Here is a 22724-nt window from a genome sequence, read left to right as displayed (position 1 = left end):
GCGACAGAGGGCCGCCGAAGGTGCCTTTTCCGATGATTCACGATAGAATGGCTTTTTTGAAGCAGGTCCGCAAGAATGTCGCGGGCCCTGCGCTCGTCTCGAAACGGGCCGGCCGGCCTCAGTTCACGCGCTCGATGCAGAAGTCGATGACCTCCAGAAGCGCTGATTTGTAAGCGGATTGCGGCAAGGGCGCGAGCGCGTCACGGGCGATCGTGCCATAGTGCTTCGCTCGCGCAATCGTGTCCTTCAGACCGTTGTATTTGCCGATCAGGGCAAAGGCCTTTTCGAGATTTTCCTCGGTGCTCTCGCCGTTTTCGATCGCCTGGCGCCAGAAGGCGCGCTCCTCGGTCGTGCCGCGGCGATAGGAGAGAATGACCGGAAGCGTGATCTTGCCCTCGCGGAAATCGTCGCCGACATTCTTGCCGAGTTCGGCGGCGTTGCCGCCGTAATCGAGCGCATCGTCGACCAGCTGGAAGGCGAGACCGAGATTCATGCCATAGGAGCGCAGCGCGCTGCGGGACGCCTTGTCGGTGGCGGCGATGATCGGGCCCACTTCGGCGGCCGCCGCAAACAGTGCCGCCGTCTTGGCGCGGATGACCGAGAGATAATCGTCCTCGGTGGTTTCCATGTTCTTGGCGACGGACAGCTGCAGCACCTCGCCTTCGGCGATCACGGCGGCGGCGGTGGCGAGTACGTCGAGCGCGTCCATGGAGCCGACCTCGACCATCATCTTGAAGGCCTGGCCGAGCAGGAAATCGCCGACCAGAACGCTCGCCTGGTTGCCCCAGATGGTGCGGGCGGTGGACTTGCCGCGGCGCAGGTCGCTTTCGTCGACCACGTCGTCATGCAGAAGGGTCGCCGTATGCATGAATTCGACGGAGGTCGCGAGCTTGATGTGACCTTCGCCCTCGTAACCGAACATGGCGGCGGAGGCGAGGGTGAGCATGGGCCGCAGGCGCTTGCCGCCCGACGAGATGAGGTGGTTGGCCACTTCCGGAATCATCTGGACGTCGGAGCCGGCTTTAGACAGGATCAACTGGTTGACACGCTCCATGTCGCCCTTGGTCAGATCGACGAGGGGCTTGACCGAAGCCTGTTTGTTCTTGCTCTCTTCGAGCGGAATGACGACGCCCAAGAATGCGTACTCCTGTTCAAATTTTGCCGGGGACCATAGAAAGGGGCGGCTGACCGGGCAAGGGGCAAAAGCGCCCGTATGCGCGATTTTGAGGGAAATGTGATGAAAGAACTGATCCGCACCAACGATGTCGTGCTTCTGTCCTTTGCGGAAAGCCTGATGAAGGACGCCGATATCGCCTGCATGATCGCCGATCAGTCGATGAGCGTGCTGGAAGGCTCGCTCGGTCTCTTGCCGAAACGCCTGCTGGTGGCGCAGGAAGACGCCGACAGGGCGCGCCGCATCCTGGTGGATGCCGGCCTGGAACACGAATTGCGGGACGAAAAACAGTGAGCCGCGATACAGCCGGTTCCCAGACAACCGGCCTCGACCAGCGCGAAGTGGCAACGGAAACCCTCGACGCCTTCCACCGCGGCGGCTTCCATGTGCTGCAGCCGAAGGGCGGTGGCCACCGTTCCGGCGTCGATGCCATGCTGCTTGCCGCCCTGGTCGCGGCCGACGGACCGATCACGGTGGCCGATCTCGGGGCAGGGGCAGGGGCCGCCGGCATGGCGGTTGCCTCGCGACTGCCCGGCGCACGGGTGGTTCTCGTCGAGCGTTCGTCGCTGATGGCCGATTATGCTCGCCGCAGCATCGCCCTTGCGCAAAATGCACATCTGGTGGGCCGTATCGGCGTCGTCGAGGCCGACGTGACGCTGGCCGGCCGCGCGCGGGTAGCGGCGGGGCTGGCCGACGACAGCTTTCAGCACGTGATCATGAACCCGCCCTTCAACAATGCCGGCGACCGTACCACGCCCGACCGGTTGAAGGCGGAAGCGCATGCGATGACCGATGGCCTGTTCGAGGCCTGGATCCGCACGGCCGGCGCCATCATGGTTCCCGGCGGGCAGTTGTCGCTGATCGCGCGGCCGGAATCCGTCACGGACATCATTGCGGCCTGCGGCAAGCGGTTCGGCGGCATCGAGATGACGCTTGTCCACCCGCGCCCGGATGCCGACGCGACCCGCATTCTGGTCACCGCCATCAAGGGATCGCGGGCCCGGCTCGCGTTTCGCGCCCCGCTCATCCTGCATGGGGAAGAGGGGCACGCGTTCCTGAAGGCAGCCGACGATCTCAACAATGGTCGCAGCGCCTATCCGCGGCGCATGCCGCGTCAGGGGCGTATGACGGCAATTTGACAGATACATGACCAGACCATGGAACGCAGTGATTGCGCTCCTCGTTCAAATCCCTACATGAACAGCTGCTCGATTTGGAAGGATTTGAAATGGCCGGATTTCTGACACGCCTGCTGCCGAAGCGCCTGCGCAAGAAGGGCGTTTCCATTCCCGTCGTGCGACTGCACGGCACGATCATGGCAGGTGGCAGCCAGTTCCGGCCGGTTCTCAACATCGCCACCGTCGCGCCGCTTCTGGAAAAGGCGTTTTCGAAGAAGAACGCGCCCGTCGTTGCCATTTCCATCAATTCGCCAGGCGGCTCGCCGGTGCAGTCGCGGCTGATCTTCCAGCGCATCCGCACGCTGGCGGAGGAAAAGGACAAGCGCGTGCTGGTTTTCGTCGAGGATGTTGCAGCCTCGGGCGGCTACATGATCGCGCTCGCCGGCGACGAGATTTTTGTCGATCCGACCTCGATCGTCGGTTCGATCGGCGTCGTATCCGGTGGGTTCGGTTTCCCGGAAATGCTCAAGAAGATCGGCGTCGAGCGCCGCGTCTACACGGCCGGCGAAAACAAGGTCATTCTCGATCCCTTCCAGCCGGAAAAGGAAGGCGATATCGAATACTTGAAGACGCTGCAGCTGGAGATCCACAAGGTTTTCATCGACATGGTGAAGATGCGCCGCGGCGAGCGGCTGGCGGATGAAGACACGATCTTTTCCGGCCTGTTCTGGACCGGCCTTCGCGGCGTCGACCTCGGTCTTGTTGACGGCGTCGGCGAGATGCGCGAAACGCTGAAGCGTCGCTACGGCCCGGATGCCAAGCTGGAACTGATCGGTGGCGGCCGCAACCTGTTCGGCCGTCGCGTGCCGGGCGTGGTTTCGCAGTCGGGTGCGACCGAGCTTGCGGCCGGCGCGGCATCGGGACTGGCGGCGACGCTGGAAGACAAGGCGATGTGGAGCCGTTACGGGCTCTGACAATCATGAGAGACGTCTGAGGGGACCATGGCGCAAATCATATTTTTGGCTATCCTCGTGGTGGGCGGCTGGATGATCTACCGGAAATTCGTCGGCGACGCGGAGCGGCTCACCGCGCGGTCGAAGAAGGCCGAACGGGAACGCCAGACTGGCGCCATGGGCACGCTGGAAAAGGACCCGGCGACAGGGGAATACCGGGTGAGGCGCGAGGACGATGAGTAGGGCGGAAGCTTAGCTGCGGTCCTTGACGCGGGATGTCCAGTCGGATCCGGCGTAGGAGATGCAGACAATCACGACCCTTTTTCGTTCGTCATCGACTTTGAAGCAGACCGTGGCCTTGCCCGCTGCGGGTATGGCCCTCAAGCCTGCGCTGATTTCGTTGCGTAACGAGCCGATCTTCGGGTAATCGGCGAGGCTGTCGATGAAGGCGACGATCTCGTCAACTTTGTTTCTGCCTACGGCAAGACCCGCATAAGACGCGATATAGTCCGTGATCTCCAGCAGATCGTCTTCGACGCTCGGATGCCGGATGATCGTGTAACTCACCGCGAAACCTTTTTATTTTCCCCGTATTTCGCGTCGAGTTTGGCCTTGATGCGCTCGGCCATGCTGTGTCCGTCCCAAGGGATCCACTGATCCTCGGGCCCATCCAGCCGCCGGTTGATTTCATCGGCCATCGCCGTCACGGCATCATGATGCTCCCGGGGCATCCCGTCACCGGCCCGCATCAACTCATCCAGCCCGGCCTCGACGACCTTTTCCACGGAGGGAAACTGTCCGTCTTCGACTTGCTGTTCGGCATAGCGCATATAACGCTCCGAAAGGGTGATAGTGTTTTTTGCATTCATGGCGGTGGCTCCAGGGTCAGCAAAGAATAGCCTGTGTGGCAGCGGTTTTACAGCAATCTTTCGTGCTGCCGCCGCTGGTGATATATTGGTCGATATGCTGTTTGGAGAAATCCCATGCGCGTAACCCGATGGAATGATGCGCTTGCCGTTCAAATCCCTGATGACGTCGCCAGATCGCTCGATCTGAAGGAGGGTGACGAGGTGACTGTTGCTGTCGCCAATAACCCGTCGCCGGAGGGCGCGCGGCAGAAGGTAAAAAACCAGGCGCTCGAACGCATCAAGGCGTTGAGGCTGGAACTGCCCTCCGATTGGAAATTTGATCGCGAAGAGGCCAATGCCCGCTGATGCCGGCGATTTCGAACTTCCTTGATACCAATATTCTGGTTTATTCCACGACGAGTGGTGCCAAGGCCGTGGTGGCGCAAAGGTTGATGAACGAACCATTCGTCATCAGCACTCAGGCTCTCAACGAGTTTGCCAATGTCGGTCGGCGCAAGCTCGGCTTGATGTGGGACCAGATCAGTCGAATTGTCGAGGATATCGCGGAAACTGCTGAGACTGTCGTGGCCGTTGAGCCGGATATGACGAGAACGGCGTTGAGGCTGGTTCGGCATTACAATTTGGCATTTTACGATGCGGTTATGTTGGCGGCAGCACTGAAGGCAGGGTGCACGAACTATTATTCCGAAGACCTCCACCACGGCCTCGTCATCGATACCAAACTCACCATCCAAAACCCCTTCCGTGAACCTCCCTTCTCATAAAACCTTGACCCTCACCGCCTTGCATGGCACTCGTCCGCATCCTCAATCAAATGATGCCATATGCCCATGACCGATCTGAAGATGACCGATCTGCCCGACCACATGGACCCCAAGCGCTCCTTTCAGGCGCTGATCCTGACGCTCCATAACTATTGGGCCGACAAGGGTTGCGCGGTTTTGCAGCCTTACGACATGGAAGTCGGCGCCGGCACGTTCCACCCGGCCACCACTTTGCGCGCGCTCGGTCCAAAGCCGTGGAAGGCCGCCTATGTGCAGCCGTCGCGCCGCCCGTCGGATGGCCGTTATGGTGAAAACCCCAACCGGTTGCAGCATTATTACCAGTATCAGGTCATCCTGAAGCCGAACCCGTCCAACCTGCAGGAACTCTATCTCGGCTCGCTCAAGGCGATCGGCCTCGATCCGCTTCTGCATGATGTGCGTTTCGTTGAGGACGACTGGGAAAGCCCAACCCTGGGAGCCTGGGGTCTCGGCTGGGAATGCTGGTGCGACGGCATGGAAGTCTCGCAGTTCACCTACTTCCAGCAGGTCTGTGGCATCGAATGCTCGCCGGTGGCAGGCGAGCTGACCTATGGTCTGGAACGTCTCGCCATGTATGTTCAGGGCGTCGACAACGTCTACGACCTCAACTTCAACGGCCGCGAAGGCGAAGAGAAGATTTCCTACGGCGACGTGTTTCTGCAGGCCGAGCAGGAATATTCCCGCCACAATTTCGAATTCGCCAATACGGACATGCTGCATCGCCATTTCATCGATGCGGAAAAGGAATGCCTGGCCTTGCTCGAAGCCGGCGCACCTGGCGATAACAGCAACCAGATGCTGCACAAATGCGTCTTCCCGGCATACGACCAGTGCATCAAGGCATCGCACGTCTTCAACCTGCTCGATGCCCGCGGCGTGATCTCGGTCACCGAACGCCAGAGCTACATTCTGCGCGTACGCACGTTGGCGAAGGCTTGCGGCGAAGCGTTTCTGCTGACGGATGCCGGTGGTGCGAACCTGGGTGAGAAGGCGGCCTGATGCTGCGTTTGGCTTGCTGACTAGGGCTGCAAATCCCTCTGTCGTCATCCTTGACGAGGGGCGCAAGCCTCGCCGTCGTCATCCTCGGGCCTGACCCGAGGATCTGCTGCTGCCAGATGTCATTGATGTGGTTAGATCCTCGGCACAAGGCCGAGGATGACGAAGTCATCGGATGGGATCTCTGTCAGTCCGCGGCTGGGGCCTGTTTTTCTTCTCCCATTTCTGCCATGCCTTGGCCGCATGGCCGAGTGTGGCGATAAATACATCCGGGTTTTCATCCTCCATCGCCATCTCTAGATATTCCAGCATATCTTCCGGACTGTCGAGATAGTCGGCGATCTCGAAGCGACTTGTAGCGATCATGAGAAGGGTCTCCAATTTTCGCGAAATGTATCCAATTGGATACCAATCGCCACAAAGTCCCGCCCGGCCAACGTTTCAGCCTGTGCACTCTTCAATAAACCGCGGATTGCGTTAGATATATCCACGGAAACAGGGGGTACTCCGCATGTATATCATTCTCGGCATCGTCGTTGTCGCAGCGCTCTACCTCGTCATGCTCTATAACGGCCTTGTCAAATCCCGGCAGATGGCCGAGGAGGCGTGGTCCGGCATTGATGTGCAGTTGAAGCGCCGCGCCGATCTGATTCCCAATCTCATCGAAACCGTCAAAGGTTATGCCGCCCACGAAAAGGGGACGTTCGAGGAGGTTGTGCGGCTGCGCAACCAGGCGCAGGCCGTGCCTGCGGGTGATGTCGAGGGCAGGGCGGTGGCCGAGGGCATGCTCTCCCAGGCGCTCGGAAAACTGTTTGCGCTCGCCGAAGCCTATCCGGACCTCAAGGCCAACCAGAATTTTCTCGAACTGCAATCCTCGCTGGAAACGCTGGAAAGCGAAATCCAGATGTCGCGGCGTTATTACAATGGCGCGGCGCGTGACCTGAACGTCAAGGTCGAGAGCTTTCCGTCCAATCTCGTGGCCGGCCAGTTCGGTTTTGCCAAAAAGCCGTTTTTCGAGATCGCCAACGAGGCCGATCGCGCCGTTCCATCCGTCAAGTTCTAGGCGCCGCGTTCCGATCGCTGCTGCTTGCCGCCGCTTCCCCTTTTGGCAGCGACGGTCTATGACGCTGCCACACGATATTCTGGCCTGAAAACCCGGCCAAGGCTTGCGCGTGCCGGGTTGAGAGATACGAAAACAATGCCCAAGGAAAAGCTGACCATCGTTCCCCATCCGGCGCCGCTGTCCGGGCGTGCCGTACCGCCCGGCTCGAAGTCGATCACCAATCGCGCGCTGCTGCTCGCCGGTCTTGCCAAGGGCACCAGCCGGCTGACGGGCGCGCTGAAAAGCGACGACACGCGCTATATGGCTGAAGCGCTGCGTGCCATGGGCGTGAAGGTGGAAGAACCGGACGCGACCACCTTTGTCGTCACCGGCAATGGCGAGCTGAAGGCCCCGGCCGATCCGCTCTTTCTCGGCAATGCCGGCACCGCCACGCGGTTCCTAACTGCAGCCCTTGCGCTCGGCCATGGTCGTTATGTGGTCGATGGCGACGAGCACATGCGCAAACGCCCCATCAAGCCGCTGGTCGAGGCGCTGAAATCGCTGGGCGTTGCCATCGAAGCGCCCACCGGCTGCCCGCCTGTCACCATCGACGCCAATGGCACATTCGCCAGCAACAGGGTCGTCATCGATGCCGGCCTGTCCAGCCAGTATGTCTCCGCGCTGCAGATGGCCGCCGCCTGCGGTTCGGAAGCCTTCACCATCGAACTTGCCGGTGCCGATATCGGCGCGCGCGGCTATATCGACCTGACGCTGGCGGCCATGCGTGCCTTTGGCGCAAAAGTCTCGCAGCCCACGCCGTCTTCCTGGGTGATCGAGCCGACCGGCTACACCGCCACCGATTTTGTCGTCGAGCCGGATGCGTCGGCCGCCACCTATCTCTGGGCCGCCGAAGTGCTCACGAAGGGCAAGATCGATCTTGGCGTCGCCAACGAGGATTTTACACAGCCGGACGCAAAGGCGTTCGACGTCATTCGCCAGTTCCCCAATCTTCCGGCCGAAATCGACGGTTCGCAGATGCAGGATGCCGTGCCCACCATCGCGGTTCTCGCCGCCTTCAACGAAACGCCGGTGCGTTTCGTCGGTATCGCCAACCTGCGTGTGAAGGAATGCGACCGCATTCGCGCCGTCTCTATTGGGTTGAACAATATCCGCGAAGGTCTCGCTACCGAAGAGGGGGACGACCTCATCGTCGCTTCCGATCCGGCGCTTTCCGGCCAGACACTGCCGGCTTCGATCGATACTTTTGCCGATCACCGCATCGCCATGAGCTTTGCGCTGGCAGGGCTGAAGATCGGCGGCATCACCATTCTGGATCCCGATTGCGTGGGCAAAACCTTCCCGCACTACTGGGATGTCCTGTCCTCGCTCGGCGTTGCCATCGAGGAATGAGACCGTAAACAGGAGAAGAGTGTCGATGCGACGGATTTCCGGCTTTTGTCTTGCTCTTCTCCTCATCCTGGCCCTGCCGTTTTCCGCATGGGCGCGAGAAGAAATCCTCTCCTACCATTCCGATGTCGTGGTGGAGCCGGATGGCGCCTTCACGGTGACCGAAACCATTCGCGTCAATGCCGAAGGCATCAATATCCGCCGCGGCATCTTTCGCGATTTCCCCTTGCGCACGCGCACCCAGTCGGGCCGGTTGATCACCGCCGGTTTTGAGCTGCTCTCCGTTGCCCGCGACGGTCGCACCGAAGCCTGGCATACGGAAAACATTTCCGGCGGCATCCGTATCTATGCCGGCAATGAAAACACCCGCCTGTCGCGGGGCGCCCATACCTACACGATCCGTTATCGCACCGACCGCTGGATCCTGCGTTACGACGATCAGGACGAGGTCTACTGGAACGTCAACGGCACCGGCTGGCAGTTCCCGATCCGAAAGATGTCGGCCATGGTGCGCCTGCCCGGGTCGACTGCGCCTGCCGACACCGATTATTTCACCGGCGGCTATGGCGCAGAGGGCAAGGATGCCCGCGTCCGGGTGGATGGCAGTACCGCCTTTTTCGAAACGACGCGTCCGTTTGCGGCGGGCGAGAACCTGACCGTGCTGGTGGGCATGCCCAAGGGCGTCATCCCCGAGCCCACGGCTTCGGAAAAATTCTGGCTGTTCGTGCGCGACAATGCCGGCTGGCTGATCGGCGGCCTCGCCGTTGCCCTTGTCAGTTTCTATTACTGGTGGGCATGGAATGCGGTCGGCCGCGATCCGCAAAAGGGCGTCGTCGTGCCGCGCTGGGATGCGCCGGAAAACCTGTCGCCGGCGCTGGTCCATTACATCGAGAACAAGGGTTTTTCCGGCGCCGGCTGGACCGCTTTTTCTGCCACGCTGCTGCATCTTGCGGTCGGCGGTTATGTGGAACTTGACGATTTTTCGAGCGACATCATCGTGCGCCGCACGCAAAAAGCCGCACCCGCCGATCTGCCCTCCGGCCAGAAAATCCTTCTGGCCGCGGTCGGCGGTGCGGGCGAAGAGTTGACCATCAGCAAGGCCAACGGTCCCGAAATCGAGCGCCTTGGCATGCGGTTCCGCGGCGCCATAGAGAAGGAACATCGCGGCAAATATTACCTGACCAATATGGGTCATGTTCTGGCCGGCATCGCGCTCAGCGTCCTGGTTCTGGTGCCGCTCTTCCTGTTCGGCGGTTTTTCGGGAGAAACCTTCGCAACGGTCGGTCTGCCGCTGCTGTTTGCCGCCTTCATTGCCGATGTTTTCGTCGCGGCCCTTGGCAGAGGTCTGCGGCGCGGGGCTGCATTGCACCAGCGCATTCTGTCCATCCTTGTTCTTGCCGTCGTCAGCTTCAGCATTCTCGTCACCATCCTCGGATCCGGCGTCCTGCCCCTGCTCGATGACCTTCTGCATGGCGGCGATATCGGCGGGCCGGTAGCGATCGCCGCCATCGCCCTGATCAATCTCGTGTTCTTCTTCCTGATGGGGGCGCCGACGCCGCTCGGGCAAAAGCTGAGCGATGGCATCGAGGGCCTGCGCCTCTATCTCACGGTTGCCGAACGGGACCGCATGAACATGGCTGGCGCCCCGACCATGTCGCCGCAGCATTTCGAAAAACTGCTGCCATATGCGGTGGCGCTCGGCGTGGAAAAGCCGTGGAGCCAAGCTTTCGAACGTTGGCTTGCGGCAGCAAGCGCCGGTGCCGCTGCAGGTGCGGCCGCAGCCTACAGCCCCGGCTGGTATCATGGCGGCTCGATGGGCGATTTTTCCGGACGCATCAGCGACTTCTCCTCTTCCATGGCCTCGACCATCTCCTCCACCATCCCGGCACCCAAGGTAAGTTCGGGCGGGGGCGGCGGTTTTTCAGGCGGCGGTGGTTTCTCCGGGGGTGGCGGCGGCGGCGGCGGTGGTGGCGGCTGGTAGATGCGGATTGAATGATGTATCGCCGCATGATACATCTTGCGGGTGGGAAAGATGATCCGGTCCTACGCAAATGCAATGACGCAGGAGATTGCCAAAGGTCGTGTGCCGAAAGGGTTTCCGGCTGATCTGGCACGACGGGCCGTGGTCAAGCTGACGATGATCGAGAACGCGGTGGAATTGTGGGACTTGCGATCGCCGCCGGGCAATCGTCTGGAAGCTTTGAAAGGCGACCGCAAGGGGCAGCATTCGATCCGTATCAATGACCAGTGGCGGGTCTGCTTTCTGTGGACGCAGGCCGGTGCGGACAATGTCGAAATCGTCGATTACCATTGAAAGGCCATTGTGATGAAAAGCCTGCTGCCTCCGGTTCATCCCGGTGAAATTTTGAGATCGGAATATCTCGACGAATTGGGTCTGAGCGCCGGTGCGCTCGCCCGCAAGCTGCGGGTGCCTCGCACCCGTATCGAAAGACTGGTCGCCGAGCAGTCTCCGGTCACGATCGATACGGCGCTTCGTCTTGCACGTTTTTTCGAAACCACGCCGCAATTCTGGATGAACCTGCAGGTCAGCTATGATCTGAAGATTGCCGAGGTGGAAAAGCGCGACGAACTGGCGGCGATCCCGGTCATCGATGCGGCTTAACGAAACCGCTCCGCATTCACTGCCGCAACACGCGTCTTTCCCTAATCGGAGTGGTGACTTTTCTCCCCCGGCTTGCTAAGCCCGCCACACTGTTTTCATTCGCAAAGACATCACCATGCCCGATCTCCTGCTTGAACTTCGCTCCGAGGAAATCCCCGCCCGCATGCAGCGCAAGGCGGCGGGAGATCTGAGAAAGCTCGTGACCGACGCGCTGGTGGATGCGGGCCTGACCTATGAGGGTGCGCGCGAATACTGGACGCCGCGCCGCCTGGTGCTGGATGTCCGTGGCCTCACCGCCCGTTCTGCCGATCAGCGCGAAGAGATCAAGGGCCCATCCACCAAGGCACCGGAACAGGCGGTCGCCGGTTTCCTGCGCAAGGCGGGCCTTTCGGACATTTCCGAAGCGCAGGTCGTGTCCGATCCGAAGAAGGGCGATTTTTACGTCGCCGTGGTGTCAAAGCCCGGCCGTGCGGCGGAAGAGGTCATTGCCGACGTGATGCCCGGCATCATCCGCAATTTTCCATGGCCGAAGTCGATGCGCTCCGGTTTCGCCTCCATGCCCAAGGGCATGGTCTATGGCGGCATCGACGGCAAGGGCTCGGAAAGCCTGCGCTGGGTGCGTCCGCTGCAATCCATCGTCTGCCTGTTCGGCCCCGAACATGACGAGACCCAGGTCATCCCGTTCGAGATCGACGGTATCGTGGCTTCCAATGTCACCTACGGCCACCGTTTTCACGCGCCCGAGGCTATCACGGTTCGTCGCTTTGACGATTACGTCTCGAGCCTGGAAAAGGCCAAGGTCATGCTCGACGCCGACCGTCGCAAGGACATGATCCTGCACGACGCCCGCGACATCGCTTTCGCCAACGGCCTGGATCTGGTCGAGGACGAAGGCCTGCTGGAGGAAGTGTCCGGCCTCGTCGAGTGGCCGCATGTGCTGATGGGCACGTTCGAAGAGGATTACCTGGCAATCCCGGCGGAAATCATCCGCCTGACCATCAAGACCAACCAGAAATGTTTTGTGACGCGCCCGCAGGGTGCCGAAGAAGGCCTTTCGAACCGCTTCATCCTGATTTCCAATATCGAAGCCAAGGATGGCGGCAAGGAAATCATGCACGGCAATGGCAAGGTCGTGCGCGCCCGCCTGTCCGACGCCAAACACTTTTGGACCCGCGACCAGGGCGACCTGCCGGACTTGGAAACCTTGAAGGCGTCTGCGGCAAAATTCGATCTCGACCTCAAAAAGCCGCTCGACCAGCGCATGGCAAAACTCGATGCCTTGAATGTCACCTTCCACGCCAAGCTCGGCAGCCAGGGTGAACGTGTTGCCCGTATCCGCGAACTGGCCAGGCAGCTCGCCCCGATCACCGGCGCCGATGCGGCTCTGGTCGATCGCGCGGTGGTGCTGGCAAAAGCCGACCTGCGCACCGAAGCCGTCGGCGAATTTCCCGAGCTTCAGGGCCTGATGGGCCGCCGTTATGCGCTGCTGCAGGGGGAGGATGCCTCCGTTGCAGCGGCGATCGAAGACCACTGGAAGCCGAATGGCCCCTCCGACCGCCTGCCGGAAGACAAGGTCGGCCTGACGGTGGCGCTGGCCGACAAGCTCGACACGTTGACCGGTTTCTGGGCGATCGACGAAAAGCCGACCGGCTCGAAGGATCCGTATGCCCTGCGCCGTGCGGCGCTCGGTGTGGTGCGCATCATTCTGGAGCGGAAGGTTCGGTTGCCGCTGTCCACAGTCCTGGCTGCAGCCCTGCCCACGGGCGCGAGCACGCCGGCCGTTTCCCCTTCGCATGCCGGTTCAAAAACCCTGCGTGCGGTCGAGGACAACAGTTACATCAACGAGACTTTTCCGGTTGTCGATGGGTCGGCGGATGTGGTTGCCGATCTCCTCTCCTTCTTCCACGACCGCCTGAAAGTTTATCTGCGCGATATGGGCGCCCGTCACGACATCATCGATGCCGTACTGACGCCCGAAACCGACGATCTTCTGCTGGTTGCGCGCCGCGCCGAAGCCTTGACCGCGTTCGTGAGCTCGGAAGACGGCAAGAACCTGCTGGCCGGCACCAAGCGCGCCACCCAGCTGCTCGCCGCGGAAGAAAAGAAGGGCACCGTCGTCGCCGCCGGCGTATCGGATGCGCTGTTGAAACTCGATGCCGAGAAGGCACTCTGGGCTGCCATCACCGCGGCCTCGAAGGAAGCCTCGGACGCGGTTGCGAAGGAAGACTTCATCGCCGCCATGGAAGCACTGTCAAAACTGCGTGCACCGGTCGACAAGTTCTTCGAGGACGTTCTGGTCAATGACGAGGACGCTGCCATCCGCGCCAACCGTCTGGCTCTGCTGAAGGCCATCCGCGAGGCGACCGGCACGGTTGCGGATTTCTCCAAGATTTCGGGGTAACGCGGTCGTTCCGTTATCTCAACGTCATCCTCGGCCTTGAGCCGAGGATCTAACCACGTCTAAGTTACGAACCGCAGCAGATGCTCGGGACACCCTCGGGTTAAACCCGGGGGCGAGCATGACGGTGGAGGCTGCAAGGATCGCTGAATCCTCTGGACAATGGTGGCGTAAGTGCTACCACCGTGCCATGAAGATTGCCGAGTATCTGGATGATAACGGTAAAAGTCCGTTCGGACGCTGGTTCGAACGGATCGATGTTCACGCTGCCTCGAAAGTGACCATCGCTGTGGCTCGCATGGGAAAGGGCGATCTTTCCAATGTGAAATCGGTTGGCGCAGGGGTTTTCGAATATCGCATCGATTACGGACCGGGCTATCGGATCTATTTCGGCCGCGATGGCGACCAGCTTGTCATTCTTTTGATCGGTGGAACCAAGCAGCGGCAGCAGGATGATATCGGCGCAGCCCAGACCTATTGGCGGGATTATAAATCCCGGAAAGGACGCTGACATGGCATTGACCCGAGAGTTCAAACAAACGGTAAAGGCGCGACTGGATAGCGATCCGGCTTTTCGTGCTGCCTTGCTGTCCGATGCTGTTGCTGTTCTGCTTGAGGGAGATGTCGAGACCGGCAAGAGCGTACTGCGCGATTTTATCAATGCGACAATCGGATTCGAAGCTCTGGCTCAGGATGTTGGGATGCCTGCGAAAAGTCTGATGCGCATGTTCGGCCCCAAGGGCAATCCGCGCGCCGACAACCTCTTTGCCGTCATACGCCAGCTTCAGCAGAGTTCCGGCGTGCAACTGACCGTCGCCGCAGCCTGACAGGGCCTCTGGCCCGTGCTAATCTGCCGCCTCCATCTTACCCCGGAGCCGTCATGGACAAACCCGTGCCAGTGACAGTCAGTGGACCGCTTGCCAGTTTCGTACGAGGCGAAATGGAGCATGGTGGTTTCGAGACGCCCGAAGCTGTTGTCGAAGCCGGGCTGCGGTTGCTGCAGGTCGAACAGGCCAAATATACAAAGCTGCGTGAGGCGCTGCTTGAGGGCGAGCAGAGTGGCGAACCCATTCCGTTTGACCCGGAGGCGCTGATGGCTTCCGTGCGCGAGTCCTGGAGGAAGCGTGTTTGATGTTCATCTCAGTCCGCGCGCGGAAAGGGATTTCATCGATATCGGCTATTACTCGCGCGAGCAATGGTCTGTTGTACAGGCCGAGATCTATCTGAGGCAAATCCTCAACATCATTGGCCAGATCGGCGAACAACCCTTGTCGGACAAGCGGTGAGGGGCATCAAGGCGAGCCATCGCCGTCGTCGTGCAGGCACACATCTCATATTCTATGCGATCAATGCGGATGGCTCGGTTGAAATCATCTGTCTTCTCGACGAAAAGAGCGATGCCCTCCGCCATCTCGACGACCGGAAATGACCAGCCCAAAAAGAATCCTCGTCAGCGCCTGCCTTCTTGGTCATGCCGTCCGTTATGACGGCAAGGGAAAGCCGCTTGCGCATCCGCTGCTGGAGCGCTGGAGGCGAGAGGGCAGGGTGGTGACGATCTGCCCGGAAATGGCGGCCGGCATGCCGGTGCCGCGGCCGCCGGCGGAAATCGAAAACGGTTTGACCGGCGAGGATGTGCTGGCTGGCCGCGCAAGGGTGATGGAAATCACCGGTGGCGATGTCACGGCCGAATTTATTGCGGGAGCGGAAAAGGCCGTCGCTTTCGCAAAGGCACAAGGTTGCACCCACGCGCTTCTGATCGACGGCAGCCCATCCTGCGGTTCCGGCTTCATCTATGACGGTTCGTTTGCGGGTAGAAAACTCGCCGGCAATGGCGTCACCGCTGCACTGATGGCGCGGGCCGGTATCACCGTCTATTCCGACCGCCAGATCGAGGCACTGGGCGCAGCGCTCGGTGCCTGAAACGAGAAAACCGCCAGCACCTTTCGGCACTGACGGCTTTCCCACCCCGCGTCCCCCGCGTAGCTCGTAAAAAGTCTAGCTTGCCCGGCGCATCTGCCCGGCCATGTGGTGCAGGCCTGCACTGGCACTTGCACCGGTGTTGCCCACCTTGAAGCCGCGGATCAGACCCAGCAGCTCGTCGGTATCGGCCGCCAGCGTTTCCGCCGATGCCGTGGTTTCTTCGGCCATGGCGGCATTGCGCTGGGTCGCCGCATCCAGCTGGTTGAGCGAGGATGTGATCGAGCGCAGCGTCGTGTCCTGCTCGGCCGCCGAATGGGCGATCTTGCTGACTTCGTCGCTTGCCGCCTTGACCTGGTCGGAAATCCGCTTGAGTGCCTCGCCGGCTTCGCCGACAAGGCGAACGCCGTTCTGCACCTGGCCGGAAGAACGGGAAATCTGGTCCTTGATCTCCTTGGCGGCGGCGGCCGAACGCTGGGCCAGTTCGCGCACTTCCTGTGCGACGACGGCAAAGCCCTTGCCGCTTTCGCCGGCGCGTGCGGCTTCCACACCGGCGTTCAGCGCCAGAAGGTTGGTCTGGAAGGCGATCTCGTCGATCACGGAAATGATCTTGGTGATCTCGTCGGACGACTGCTCGATGCCGCTCATCGCGTCGATCGCCTGGGCGACGACTGTATCGCTGCGGGTCGCTTCATTGCTGACCGAGGTGACGCGCTGCGAGGCTTCCTTGGCGCCCGATGCGGTCTGGCGAACGGCGACGGCCAGTTCGTCGAGCGCTGCCGAGGTTTCCTCGAGGTTGGCCGCCTGCCGCTCGGTGCGCTGCGAGAGCTCGTTGGAAGCGCGGCGGATTTCCTCCTTGGAGCCGCCGATGTCGAGGCCCTTGGCGTTGACCCGCGCCATGGCGGCCTCGAGATGCGAAAGCGCCTCGTTGAAATTGGTACGCAGGTCGGCATAGCGCGCGCCGAGATCGCCGCAGCGGACCGTCAGGTCGCCCTGCGCCAGTGCCGCCAGCGAGGTGCCGATGGTGGACACGACGCGGGCCTGCAGCTCGGCTTCCGAACGCTGGTTGTCGAGGTTCAGCTGGCGTTCACCGTCCAGTTCTTTCTGGCTGCGCTGCTGGCGTTCTTCCATCGCATGGCGCTCGCGCACCTTCTGCTGCAGCGCCTGGGTGGCGCGGGCCATCAGGCCCAGTTCGTTCTTCATGCCGGTATGCGGGATCGCCAGATCGACATTCTCGTCCGCCACCGCATTGAGTGCCGCACGGATATCGCCGAGCGGCCGGGAAATGTTGCGGATGACGACGAAGGCGAGAAGCGAACCGAGCACGAAGATGGCGGCGCCGATGCCGATCGCCTTGTAGGTGTCGGCGCGGATCTGCGCTTCCAGATCGTCGACATAGACGCCGGTGACCAGAACCAGCTGCCAGGGTTCGAAGGACAGCGCATAGGAACTCTTGCGGAAGCCGTCGCCTTCGTGGCCCGGCTTCGGCCCAAGGAAGTCCGCCGTGCCGCCGCCATTGCGGCCGATCTTCACCAGTTCGTCGCGATACATGAAGCCGGTGACGTCGGGCTTGCCCTTGAAGTTCTGGCCCAGGCGTTTCGGATCCGGGTGTAGCCGCATGGTGATGTCGTAGTCATAGGCGTAAAGATAGCCGTCTGGCTGGAAGGTCATGGCGGCGATCGCGGCAAAAGCCTGTTTCTGGGCTTCCTCGCGGCTCATCTCGCCCTTGGCCTCACGGGCCTGGAAGGATTTCATGATGCCGAGGCCTGATTCCACCTGCGTGCGCAGCATGGCATAGCGCTCGGCATAGATGGCCTGGGTCGAGGCCTGAAGGATGAAAAAGGTGCCGATCGCAAACCCGATCATCAGGGTCAGTACCAACAGCACCAGCTGACGGGAAATTTTCAGGTTCTTCATGAAGTCCTCAAGAGGCGGTGCGCGCTGGCGCAGCCGTCGGTGATGCGGTTCGTGGGAAAAAGCGCATCCTGCGCATGAATGTGCTGCATCGCACAATCCTGCTTTACATGAGGGAGTTGAATAAAACTTTAATTATAAATACGGGTCGGAATCGAGACGGGATCATGACTTGAGCAATCAGAAGCGATTCTTGCGCATCGACGTTCTGTGGTGAGTGTGACCTTGAGCGCGCCAGTCTTGCCGCCCGATCTATTGCGAGGAAAAAGCAAGTCTGCATCGCACCGAGGCAAAGGCGCTGCTGACGTGAAGAAGGCGCCACGGTCCGCAGCGCCTTTCCAGAAAGCTTTGTCGAGATGTCGCGGAAGTGGCTTCGTTACGGCTGGCGCAGGCGGAAGCCGTCGAAATCCTGCGGGTTGCCCGAAGCCTTGTCGGCAGCCTCGCGGTTCTGGCCGGCCCCCTCCTGGTTGGCATCGTTCTGGTTGGCATCGGGCGCGCCGACCGCGGCCGTGGTAGCATCGGCGTCGACGCCATCGGGCGCGACGGGCGGCAGAATGCGTGCCGTGTTGACCGGGCCACTGCGTACCGGCTGTGTCGCATCCGCCTTTTGCGCCTCCGTCGTCAGCCATTCCGGCATTTTGCTGACGAACGTGACCGGCGAGCCGCCCCACCAGCATTCGGTGCGCACCAGCTTCTGCTGGCCGCCGATATCACGGATTTCGGTCGTCTGGATGTCGGGGCCGAGCGTCGGCACGTGGTAGACGCCCGGACCTTCCGGTTCCTTCTCCGCCACCGCCTCACAGGTCGTGCAGGTGATGGTGACGACGCTTTTCGTGCTGCCGCCGCTCTCCAGCCGGGTGATGGACGACGCCAGAGCCGGGCTTGCGATCACGGCGATCGCTGCGGTCAGAACGAGATGGCGCATGACGAGACTCCGAGTTGGAGGCCGCATGTCAGCGGCCGGCGCAATTTTGCTTGCGCGCAGCCTAACCCCGGCTTCCTTGCCATCCGGTCACGAGAATTGGTAAATTTTGAGCGAATGCCGTCCTGGGACAGAAACCGGCGTCTCACCCCTGGCTGCGCGCCACCGCCCGCCAGCCGATGTCGCGGCGGCAAAAGCCATTTTCCCACTCAACCCCTTCGATCAGCGCATAGGCACGCGTCTGCGCTTGCGCCACGGTATTGCCGGTCGCCGTCACGTTCAGCACACGGCCGCCCGTGGCCACCAGTTCGCCGTCCTTCAGCGCCGTGCCGGCGTGAAAGACCCGTTCGCCATCGACCGTATGCGGCAGGGCGGCAATCGGCGTGTTTTTCGCATACGCGCCGGGATAGCCCTTGGATGCCATCACCACGGTCAGCGCCACGTCGTCGCTCCATTCGGCGCGCACCTCGTCAAGCGTGCCGGTCGAGGCCGCATAGAGAAGGTCGAGCAGATCGCTCTTCAGCCGCATCATCAGGACCTGGGTTTCCGGGTCGCCGAAGCGCACATTGTATTCGATCAGTTCCGGGCCCTTGTTGGTAATCATCAGCCCGGCGAAGAAGACGCCGGTGAACGGATAGCCGCTGTCGGCCATGCCGCGAATGGTCGGCTCGATGATCTCCTTCATGGTGCGTTCCACCATTTCCGGCGTCATCACCGGGGCCGGCGAATAGGCGCCCATGCCGCCGGTATTGGGGCCGGTATCGCCATCGCCGACGCGCTTGTGGTCCTGCGCGGTGGCGAGCGCCAGCGCGGTCTTGCCGTCGGACAGGCAGAAGAAGCTCGCTTCCTCGCCGTCTAGATAGGCTTCCACCACCACTTCCGCTCCGGCCGTACCGAATGCGCCGTCGAAACAGTCGGTAATCGCCGCCAGCGCCTCTTCCAGCGTCATCGCCACGGTCACGCCCTTGCCGGCGGCAAGCCCGTCGGCCTTGACGACGATCGGCGCCCCCTGTTCGATGACATAGGCCTTGGCGTCGTCGGCATTGCTGAAACGCTTGTAGGCGCCGGTCGGAATGCCGTAGCGGGCGCAGATATCCTTGGTGAAACCCTTGGAGCCTTCGAGCTGGGCCGCCGCCATGGAGGGGCCGAAAACCGTGAATTTCTCCGCTCGCAGGAGATCGCTCAGGCCGCCGACCAGCGGGCCTTCCGGGCCGATGACGACGAATTCGATCGCCTTGCTCTTGCAGAAATCCAGGATCGCGGCGTGGTCGTCGACGGCGATATCGACCAGCGTGGCGCTATCGGCCATGCCGGGATTGCCGGGTGCGACGAAAAGTTTGGTCAGACGGGGCGACTGGGCCAGTTTCCAGGCCAGCGCATGTTCGCGACCGCCCGAGCCGATCAGAAGAACTTTCATATGCCGCCTCGTTCATCACGCCAGAAATGTAGCCCAGAAATGTAGCTAAGGGGCGGTTAATTCGGGGGGCGGAAAAGGTCAAGAGCCAGTTAACCGATCGCGGTCATCCCGCCATGTTACCCTCAGGTTTCGCCCCCCGAAATCCCCGGCCGCGGACGGCCGGAGCGGTGTCGTCATGGGGCAAACGCGTCGGTCCTTATCTTCAGCGTCGTTTCGAAAATCCGTCGGTTTCGAAAAGTGAGGAAAGGAACGGGTTCGTTGTTGATTTCTGCTAAGTGCAACTTATTGTTGAGGTAATGGATTACTGCCTCCAGTTCCTCAGTGCCGACGGCATCGTCGGCTGCAAGTATCCTGGCAACCTTCTTTGGCATGAACATCTCCACTTGTCGCGTCGCATCATGCGACAGGGAGGAAGTATAGGAAGCTGCCCCAATCTGAGAACCAGTCATTTTGCATGGCTTCGGGAATGGTTAGGATTCGGTAACGGGATGTCCCGGATCGGAGCAGCTTGGCAAATCTGTGGAGCTCTCCGCGTGAGCCGGCGGCATGCGTTGCCATGCCACAAAGTTTGACTATGGTCGCCGCTCCCTTCGATGTGAGACCCTCATGGCCGCCGATATCCGTTCCCTTGCCGTCACCATTGCCGCCGAAATCAACGCCCGCCCGGATCAGGCCGTTGCCGCGATCGGGCTTCTGGACGAGGGCGCGACGGTGCCCTTCATTGCACGTTACCGCAAGGAAGTGACCGGCGGCCTCGATGATACGCAGTTGCGCAATCTCGCCGAACGCCTCGTCTACCTCCGCGAACTGGAAACCCGGCGCGCCTCGATTGTCGACAGCATCAATACGCAAGGCAAAATGACGGACGAACTGGCGGTCAAGCTGGCAAAGGCCGTCACCAAGGCGGAACTGGAAGACCTTTACCTGCCCTACAAGCCCAAGCGTCGCACCCGCGCCGAAATCGCCCGCGAGCGGGGCCTCGGGCCGCTGGCCGAAGCGATCTGGGCTGACCGCTCTGCCGATCCGGCGAGGCTTGCGGAAGCTTACGTCACCGGTGAAGTCACCGACATCAAAATGGCGCTGGAAGGCGCCCGCGACATCGTCGCCGAAACCATCTCGGAAAATGCCGACCTCTTGAAGCGCCTGCGCAACCACATGCGCGACGGTGCGCAGCTGAAGGCGCGGGTGGTGGACGGCAAGCAGGAGGCAGGCGCCAAGTTCGCCGATTATTTCGATCATACCGAACGCTGGGCCACCGCGCCGGGACATCGTGCATTGGCCATGCTGCGCGGCTGGAACGAGGAGTTTCTGACGCTGACCATCGAGGTCGATGCCGACGATACGTCGCCGGTCAAACCTGCCCAGCGCATCATCGCCCTGGCCTTCAACATTGCCGACAAGGGGGCTGCCGACCGCTGGCTGATGGAGGTCGCCGGCTGGACATGGCGGGTCAAGCTGTCCATGTCGCTGTCTCTCGACCTGATGCGCGAAATGCGTGAGCGGGCCGAGGAAGAAGCGATCCACGTTTTTGCGCGCAACCTCAAGGATCTGCTGCTGGCAGCGCCTGCGGGCGCACGCGCGACCATGGGCCTCGATCCGGGCATCCGCACCGGCGTCAAGGTGGCTGTGGTCGATGCCACCGGCAAGCTCGTCGATACTTGCACGGTCTATCCGTTCCAGCCGCGCAACGATGTGCGCGGCGCGCAAACGGAACTCGCGGCGCTCATCCGCAGGCACAATGTCGAGCTGATCTCGATCGGCAATGGAACCGGCAGCCGCGAAACGGAAAAGCTGGTGGCAGACCTGCTTTCCAACCTGCCGGGCGCAAAGCCCACCAAGGTCATCGTTTCGGAAGCCGGGGCTTCGGTCTATTCGGCCTCGGAAGCGGCCGCTGCCGAATTCCCGGGCCTCGACGTGTCGCTGCGTGGCGCCGTTTCCATCGCGCGCCGCCTGCAGGATCCGCTGGCCGAACTCGTCAAGATCGAACCGAAGGCGATCGGCGTCGGCCAGTACCAGCACGATGTCGATCAGGGCAAGCTCGCCCGCTCGCTCGATGCCGTGGTCGAGGATGCGGTGAATGCGGTCGGCGTCGATGTCAACATGGCGTCTGCCCCGCTTCTCGCCCGCGTGTCGGGCCTGAGCAAATCCATCGCTGAAGCCATCGTTTCCCACCGCGATGCCAATGGCGCCTTTGCCAGCCGCAAGGACCTGTTGAAGGTCGCGCGCCTCGGTAACCGCACGTTCGAACAGGCCGCTGGCTTCCTGCGCATTCCCAACGGCACGGAGCCGCTCGATGCGTCTTCCGTCCACCCGGAAGCCTATGGCGTGGCAAAGAAGATCGTTGCAGCCTGCGGCCGTGACCTGCGTTCGCTGATGGGCGACAGTGCGGCGTTGAAAGCCGTCGATCCGCGCCAGTTCATCGACGAACAGTTCGGTCTGCCGACCGTCAAGGACATCATTGCCGAGCTGGAAAAGCCGGGCCGCGACCCGCGCCCGAGCTTCAAGACCGCGACCTTCGCCGAAGGCATCGACGAGATCACCGACCTGAAGATCGGCATGTCACTGGAAGGCACCGTCACCAACGTCGCCGCCTTCGGCGCGTTCGTGGATATCGGCGTGCATCAGGACGGTCTCGTCCACGTCTCGCAGCTGGCCGACAAGTTCGTCAAAGATCCGCATGAAGTGGTGAAGGCCGGTGATGTGGTGAAGGTGCGCGTCGTCGAGGTGGATGTGAAGCGCAAGCGCATCGCGCTCACCATGCGCAAGGATGGCGGCGATACGCCGCCGCCACGTGGCCCGGGTGGCGATCGCGGCAAACCGGCCCACCAGAAATTCATGAAGACGGAAAAGCCGCAAAGCCAGGGCGCTTTCGGTGCGGCCTTGGCCGAAGCCATGAAGAAGCGCTGACCGAAGGCGGTCCGGACAGACTGTTGTCGAAAAACCCACCGCCGGAATCCTCGGGCTTGTCCCGAGGATCTGCTGCGCTTCATTGGCCCGCGTGTTTGGATCCTGGCGACAAGGCCTGGGATGATGAAAGCGGTGATCGAAAGGTTTGTCAGCAAACTGGCTAATCGAATGCCGTCAGCCTTCCTCGCAATCCAGCAATGGGCCGTCGAACGCAGGTTTGACGGTCCGCTTTTTTGTTGGCATTTTTTTATGGCCGGGGGTGCT

General features: G+C 61.4%; 27 protein-coding genes. 19 read left to right on the top strand and 8 right to left on the bottom strand.

The window, feature by feature from the left end; genetic code table 11:
* Positions 1–118: 118 nt before the first annotated feature.
* Positions 119–1135: a polyprenyl synthetase family protein gene (locus tag ACQKKX_RS19890; protein ID WP_427573209.1), complete on the bottom strand. Its 1017-nt coding sequence runs from the start codon at positions 1133–1135 to the stop codon at positions 119–121.
* 102 nt (positions 1136–1237) lie between these two features.
* Between ACQKKX_RS19890 and ACQKKX_RS19885 the strand changes: the two genes are divergently transcribed.
* The 4 genes from ACQKKX_RS19885 to ACQKKX_RS19870 all read left to right on the top strand — a co-directional run bounded on the left by ACQKKX_RS19885 (position 1238) and on the right by ACQKKX_RS19870 (position 3488).
* The gene (locus ACQKKX_RS19885; protein WP_427573208.1) at positions 1238–1468 is read left to right on the top strand and encodes a DUF2007 domain-containing protein; all 231 of its coding nucleotides are present in this window, start codon (positions 1238–1240) and stop codon (positions 1466–1468) included.
* Complete coding sequence (locus ACQKKX_RS19880) at positions 1465–2313, top strand: tRNA1(Val) (adenine(37)-N6)-methyltransferase (RefSeq protein WP_427573206.1); 849 nt, start codon at positions 1465–1467, stop codon at positions 2311–2313. The genes ACQKKX_RS19885 and ACQKKX_RS19880 overlap by 4 nt, the downstream gene beginning before the upstream one ends.
* Positions 2314–2402: 89 nt before the next feature.
* Positions 2403–3266 carry a S49 family peptidase gene (locus tag ACQKKX_RS19875; protein ID WP_427573205.1) on the top strand — a complete coding sequence of 288 codons (864 nt, stop codon included), beginning with the start codon at positions 2403–2405 and terminating at the stop codon, positions 3264–3266.
* Positions 3267–3293: 27 nt separating this feature from the next.
* The gene (locus ACQKKX_RS19870; RefSeq protein WP_427573204.1) at positions 3294–3488 is read left to right on the top strand and encodes a hypothetical protein; all 195 of its coding nucleotides are present in this window, start codon (positions 3294–3296) and stop codon (positions 3486–3488) included.
* A 9-nt stretch (positions 3489–3497) separates the two neighbouring features.
* On the opposite strand, the gene ACQKKX_RS19865 is transcribed toward ACQKKX_RS19870, so the two are convergent.
* Entirely contained in the window at positions 3498–3812 is a 315-nt protein-coding gene (locus tag ACQKKX_RS19865) for a type II toxin-antitoxin system RelE/ParE family toxin (RefSeq protein ID WP_427573203.1), read from the bottom strand.
* On the bottom strand, positions 3809–4114 hold the full coding sequence (locus ACQKKX_RS19860; RefSeq protein WP_427573201.1) for a hypothetical protein: 306 nt from the start codon (positions 4112–4114) through the stop codon (positions 3809–3811). The genes ACQKKX_RS19865 and ACQKKX_RS19860 overlap by 4 nt, the downstream gene beginning before the upstream one ends.
* Before the next feature lie 114 nt (positions 4115–4228).
* On the opposite strand from ACQKKX_RS19860, the gene ACQKKX_RS19855 reads away from it, so the two are divergent.
* From ACQKKX_RS19855 to ACQKKX_RS19845, 3 genes are all read left to right on the top strand, one after another.
* The gene (locus ACQKKX_RS19855; RefSeq protein WP_427573200.1) at positions 4229–4459 is read left to right on the top strand and encodes an AbrB/MazE/SpoVT family DNA-binding domain-containing protein; all 231 of its coding nucleotides are present in this window, start codon (positions 4229–4231) and stop codon (positions 4457–4459) included.
* Positions 4459–4878 carry a PIN domain-containing protein gene (locus ACQKKX_RS19850; RefSeq protein ID WP_427573199.1) on the top strand — a complete coding sequence of 140 codons (420 nt, stop codon included), beginning with the start codon at positions 4459–4461 and terminating at the stop codon, positions 4876–4878. The genes ACQKKX_RS19855 and ACQKKX_RS19850 overlap by 1 nt, the downstream gene beginning before the upstream one ends.
* Positions 4879–4959: 81 nt before the next feature.
* A complete protein-coding gene (locus tag ACQKKX_RS19845) occupies positions 4960–5916 on the top strand; it encodes a glycine--tRNA ligase subunit alpha (protein ID WP_427573221.1) in 957 nt (318 codons plus the stop codon).
* Between the two features lie 165 nt (positions 5917–6081).
* Here the strand turns inward: ACQKKX_RS19845 and ACQKKX_RS19840 are convergent, their stop codons facing one another.
* Positions 6082–6279: a DNA-binding protein gene (locus ACQKKX_RS19840; RefSeq protein WP_427573198.1), complete on the bottom strand. Its 198-nt coding sequence runs from the start codon at positions 6277–6279 to the stop codon at positions 6082–6084.
* A gap of 145 nt (positions 6280–6424) precedes the next feature.
* Between ACQKKX_RS19840 and ACQKKX_RS19835 the strand changes: the two genes are divergently transcribed.
* The 11 genes from ACQKKX_RS19835 to ACQKKX_RS19785 all read left to right on the top strand — a co-directional run bounded on the left by ACQKKX_RS19835 (position 6425) and on the right by ACQKKX_RS19785 (position 15303).
* On the top strand, positions 6425–6976 hold the full coding sequence (locus ACQKKX_RS19835; protein WP_427573197.1) for a LemA family protein: 552 nt from the start codon (positions 6425–6427) through the stop codon (positions 6974–6976).
* A gap of 135 nt (positions 6977–7111) precedes the next feature.
* Complete coding sequence (locus ACQKKX_RS19830) at positions 7112–8365, top strand: 3-phosphoshikimate 1-carboxyvinyltransferase (RefSeq protein WP_427573196.1); 1254 nt, start codon at positions 7112–7114, stop codon at positions 8363–8365.
* Positions 8366–8390: 25 nt separating this feature from the next.
* Complete coding sequence (locus ACQKKX_RS19825; protein WP_427573194.1) at positions 8391–10343, top strand: DUF2207 domain-containing protein; 1953 nt, start codon at positions 8391–8393, stop codon at positions 10341–10343.
* Between the two features lie 51 nt (positions 10344–10394).
* The gene (locus ACQKKX_RS19820) at positions 10395–10676 is read left to right on the top strand and encodes a type II toxin-antitoxin system RelE/ParE family toxin (protein ID WP_427573193.1); all 282 of its coding nucleotides are present in this window, start codon (positions 10395–10397) and stop codon (positions 10674–10676) included.
* A 12-nt stretch (positions 10677–10688) separates the two neighbouring features.
* Entirely contained in the window at positions 10689–10985 is a 297-nt protein-coding gene (locus ACQKKX_RS19815) for a HigA family addiction module antitoxin (RefSeq protein WP_427573191.1), read from the top strand.
* Positions 10986–11100: 115 nt separating this feature from the next.
* Complete coding sequence (glyS, locus tag ACQKKX_RS19810; RefSeq protein WP_427573189.1) at positions 11101–13386, top strand: glycine--tRNA ligase subunit beta; 2286 nt, start codon at positions 11101–11103, stop codon at positions 13384–13386.
* Between the two features lie 187 nt (positions 13387–13573).
* The gene (locus tag ACQKKX_RS19805) at positions 13574–13894 is read left to right on the top strand and encodes a type II toxin-antitoxin system RelE/ParE family toxin (RefSeq protein WP_427573220.1); all 321 of its coding nucleotides are present in this window, start codon (positions 13574–13576) and stop codon (positions 13892–13894) included.
* A 1-nt stretch (position 13895) separates the two neighbouring features.
* Positions 13896–14210: a DNA-binding protein gene (locus ACQKKX_RS19800; RefSeq protein WP_427573187.1), complete on the top strand. Its 315-nt coding sequence runs from the start codon at positions 13896–13898 to the stop codon at positions 14208–14210.
* Positions 14211–14263: 53 nt separating this feature from the next.
* Positions 14264–14515 carry a type II toxin-antitoxin system ParD family antitoxin gene (locus tag ACQKKX_RS19795; protein ID WP_427573185.1) on the top strand — a complete coding sequence of 84 codons (252 nt, stop codon included), beginning with the start codon at positions 14264–14266 and terminating at the stop codon, positions 14513–14515.
* Positions 14508–14669, top strand: a complete 162-nt coding sequence (locus tag ACQKKX_RS19790) for a type II toxin-antitoxin system RelE/ParE family toxin (protein WP_427573183.1) — start codon at positions 14508–14510, stop codon at positions 14667–14669. Before ACQKKX_RS19795 ends, ACQKKX_RS19790 begins: the two co-directional genes overlap by 8 nt.
* A gap of 139 nt (positions 14670–14808) precedes the next feature.
* Complete coding sequence (locus ACQKKX_RS19785; protein ID WP_427573182.1) at positions 14809–15303, top strand: DUF523 domain-containing protein; 495 nt, start codon at positions 14809–14811, stop codon at positions 15301–15303.
* Positions 15304–15378: 75 nt separating this feature from the next.
* Here ACQKKX_RS19785 and ACQKKX_RS19780 read toward each other — a convergent pair whose 3' ends face one another.
* The 4 genes from ACQKKX_RS19780 to ACQKKX_RS19765 all read right to left on the bottom strand — a co-directional run bounded on the left by ACQKKX_RS19780 (position 15379) and on the right by ACQKKX_RS19765 (position 19924).
* Positions 15379–17217 (bottom strand): methyl-accepting chemotaxis protein, encoded by a 1839-nt coding sequence (locus ACQKKX_RS19780; RefSeq protein WP_427573181.1) that lies wholly within the window; start codon positions 17215–17217, stop codon positions 15379–15381.
* 373 nt (positions 17218–17590) lie between these two features.
* Complete coding sequence (locus ACQKKX_RS19775; RefSeq protein WP_427573180.1) at positions 17591–18139, bottom strand: plant virulence effector HPE1-like domain-containing protein; 549 nt, start codon at positions 18137–18139, stop codon at positions 17591–17593.
* Positions 18140–18281: 142 nt separating this feature from the next.
* Entirely contained in the window at positions 18282–19553 is a 1272-nt protein-coding gene (purD, locus tag ACQKKX_RS19770; protein ID WP_427573179.1) for a phosphoribosylamine--glycine ligase, read from the bottom strand.
* A 173-nt stretch (positions 19554–19726) separates the two neighbouring features.
* On the bottom strand, positions 19727–19924 hold the full coding sequence (locus tag ACQKKX_RS19765; RefSeq protein WP_427573177.1) for a hypothetical protein: 198 nt from the start codon (positions 19922–19924) through the stop codon (positions 19727–19729).
* A 235-nt stretch (positions 19925–20159) separates the two neighbouring features.
* On the opposite strand from ACQKKX_RS19765, the gene ACQKKX_RS19760 reads away from it, so the two are divergent.
* Positions 20160–22460, top strand: a complete 2301-nt coding sequence (locus tag ACQKKX_RS19760; protein WP_427573175.1) for a Tex family protein — start codon at positions 20160–20162, stop codon at positions 22458–22460.
* Positions 22461–22724: the final 264 nt, after the last annotated feature.

The organism is Neorhizobium sp. NPDC001467, assembly GCF_050275975.1.
GTDB lineage: Bacteria > Pseudomonadota > Alphaproteobacteria > Rhizobiales > Rhizobiaceae > Neorhizobium.
The sequence above is the reverse complement of the archived record's forward strand: the minus strand, read 5'-3'. Positions and strand labels throughout refer to the sequence as shown.

Bases quoted from the DNA above. Each gene is read 5' to 3' on its own strand.
- ACQKKX_RS19760 (WP_427573175.1), top strand. From the start codon at position 20,160: ATGGCCGCCGATATCCGTTCCCTTGCCGTCACCATTGCCGCCGAAATC.
- ACQKKX_RS19840 (WP_427573198.1), bottom strand. From the start codon at position 6,279: ATGATCGCTACAAGTCGCTTCGAGATCGCCGACTATCTCGACAGTCCG.
- ACQKKX_RS19805 (WP_427573220.1), top strand. From the start codon at position 13,574: ATGAAGATTGCCGAGTATCTGGATGATAACGGTAAAAGTCCGTTCGGA.
- ACQKKX_RS19785 (WP_427573182.1), top strand. From the start codon at position 14,809: ATGACCAGCCCAAAAAGAATCCTCGTCAGCGCCTGCCTTCTTGGTCAT.
- ACQKKX_RS19870 (WP_427573204.1), top strand. From the start codon at position 3,294: ATGGCGCAAATCATATTTTTGGCTATCCTCGTGGTGGGCGGCTGGATG.
- ACQKKX_RS19855 (WP_427573200.1), top strand. From the start codon at position 4,229: ATGCGCGTAACCCGATGGAATGATGCGCTTGCCGTTCAAATCCCTGAT.
- ACQKKX_RS19875 (WP_427573205.1), top strand. From the start codon at position 2,403: ATGGCCGGATTTCTGACACGCCTGCTGCCGAAGCGCCTGCGCAAGAAG.
- ACQKKX_RS19860 (WP_427573201.1), bottom strand. From the start codon at position 4,114: ATGAATGCAAAAAACACTATCACCCTTTCGGAGCGTTATATGCGCTAT.
- ACQKKX_RS19800 (WP_427573187.1), top strand. From the start codon at position 13,896: ATGGCATTGACCCGAGAGTTCAAACAAACGGTAAAGGCGCGACTGGAT.
- ACQKKX_RS19850 (WP_427573199.1), top strand. From the start codon at position 4,459: ATGCCGGCGATTTCGAACTTCCTTGATACCAATATTCTGGTTTATTCC.
- ACQKKX_RS19845 (WP_427573221.1), top strand. From the start codon at position 4,960: ATGACCGATCTGCCCGACCACATGGACCCCAAGCGCTCCTTTCAGGCG.
- ACQKKX_RS19885 (WP_427573208.1), top strand. From the start codon at position 1,238: ATGAAAGAACTGATCCGCACCAACGATGTCGTGCTTCTGTCCTTTGCG.
- ACQKKX_RS19775 (WP_427573180.1), bottom strand. From the start codon at position 18,139: ATGCGCCATCTCGTTCTGACCGCAGCGATCGCCGTGATCGCAAGCCCG.
- ACQKKX_RS19795 (WP_427573185.1), top strand. From the start codon at position 14,264: ATGGACAAACCCGTGCCAGTGACAGTCAGTGGACCGCTTGCCAGTTTC.
- ACQKKX_RS19780 (WP_427573181.1), bottom strand. From the start codon at position 17,217: ATGAAGAACCTGAAAATTTCCCGTCAGCTGGTGCTGTTGGTACTGACC.
- ACQKKX_RS19815 (WP_427573191.1), top strand. From the start codon at position 10,689: ATGAAAAGCCTGCTGCCTCCGGTTCATCCCGGTGAAATTTTGAGATCG.
- purD (WP_427573179.1), bottom strand. From the start codon at position 19,553: ATGAAAGTTCTTCTGATCGGCTCGGGCGGTCGCGAACATGCGCTGGCC.
- ACQKKX_RS19835 (WP_427573197.1), top strand. From the start codon at position 6,425: ATGTATATCATTCTCGGCATCGTCGTTGTCGCAGCGCTCTACCTCGTC.
- ACQKKX_RS19830 (WP_427573196.1), top strand. From the start codon at position 7,112: ATGCCCAAGGAAAAGCTGACCATCGTTCCCCATCCGGCGCCGCTGTCC.
- ACQKKX_RS19825 (WP_427573194.1), top strand. From the start codon at position 8,391: ATGCGACGGATTTCCGGCTTTTGTCTTGCTCTTCTCCTCATCCTGGCC.
- ACQKKX_RS19820 (WP_427573193.1), top strand. From the start codon at position 10,395: ATGATCCGGTCCTACGCAAATGCAATGACGCAGGAGATTGCCAAAGGT.
- ACQKKX_RS19765 (WP_427573177.1), bottom strand. From the start codon at position 19,924: ATGCCAAAGAAGGTTGCCAGGATACTTGCAGCCGACGATGCCGTCGGC.
- glyS (WP_427573189.1), top strand. From the start codon at position 11,101: ATGCCCGATCTCCTGCTTGAACTTCGCTCCGAGGAAATCCCCGCCCGC.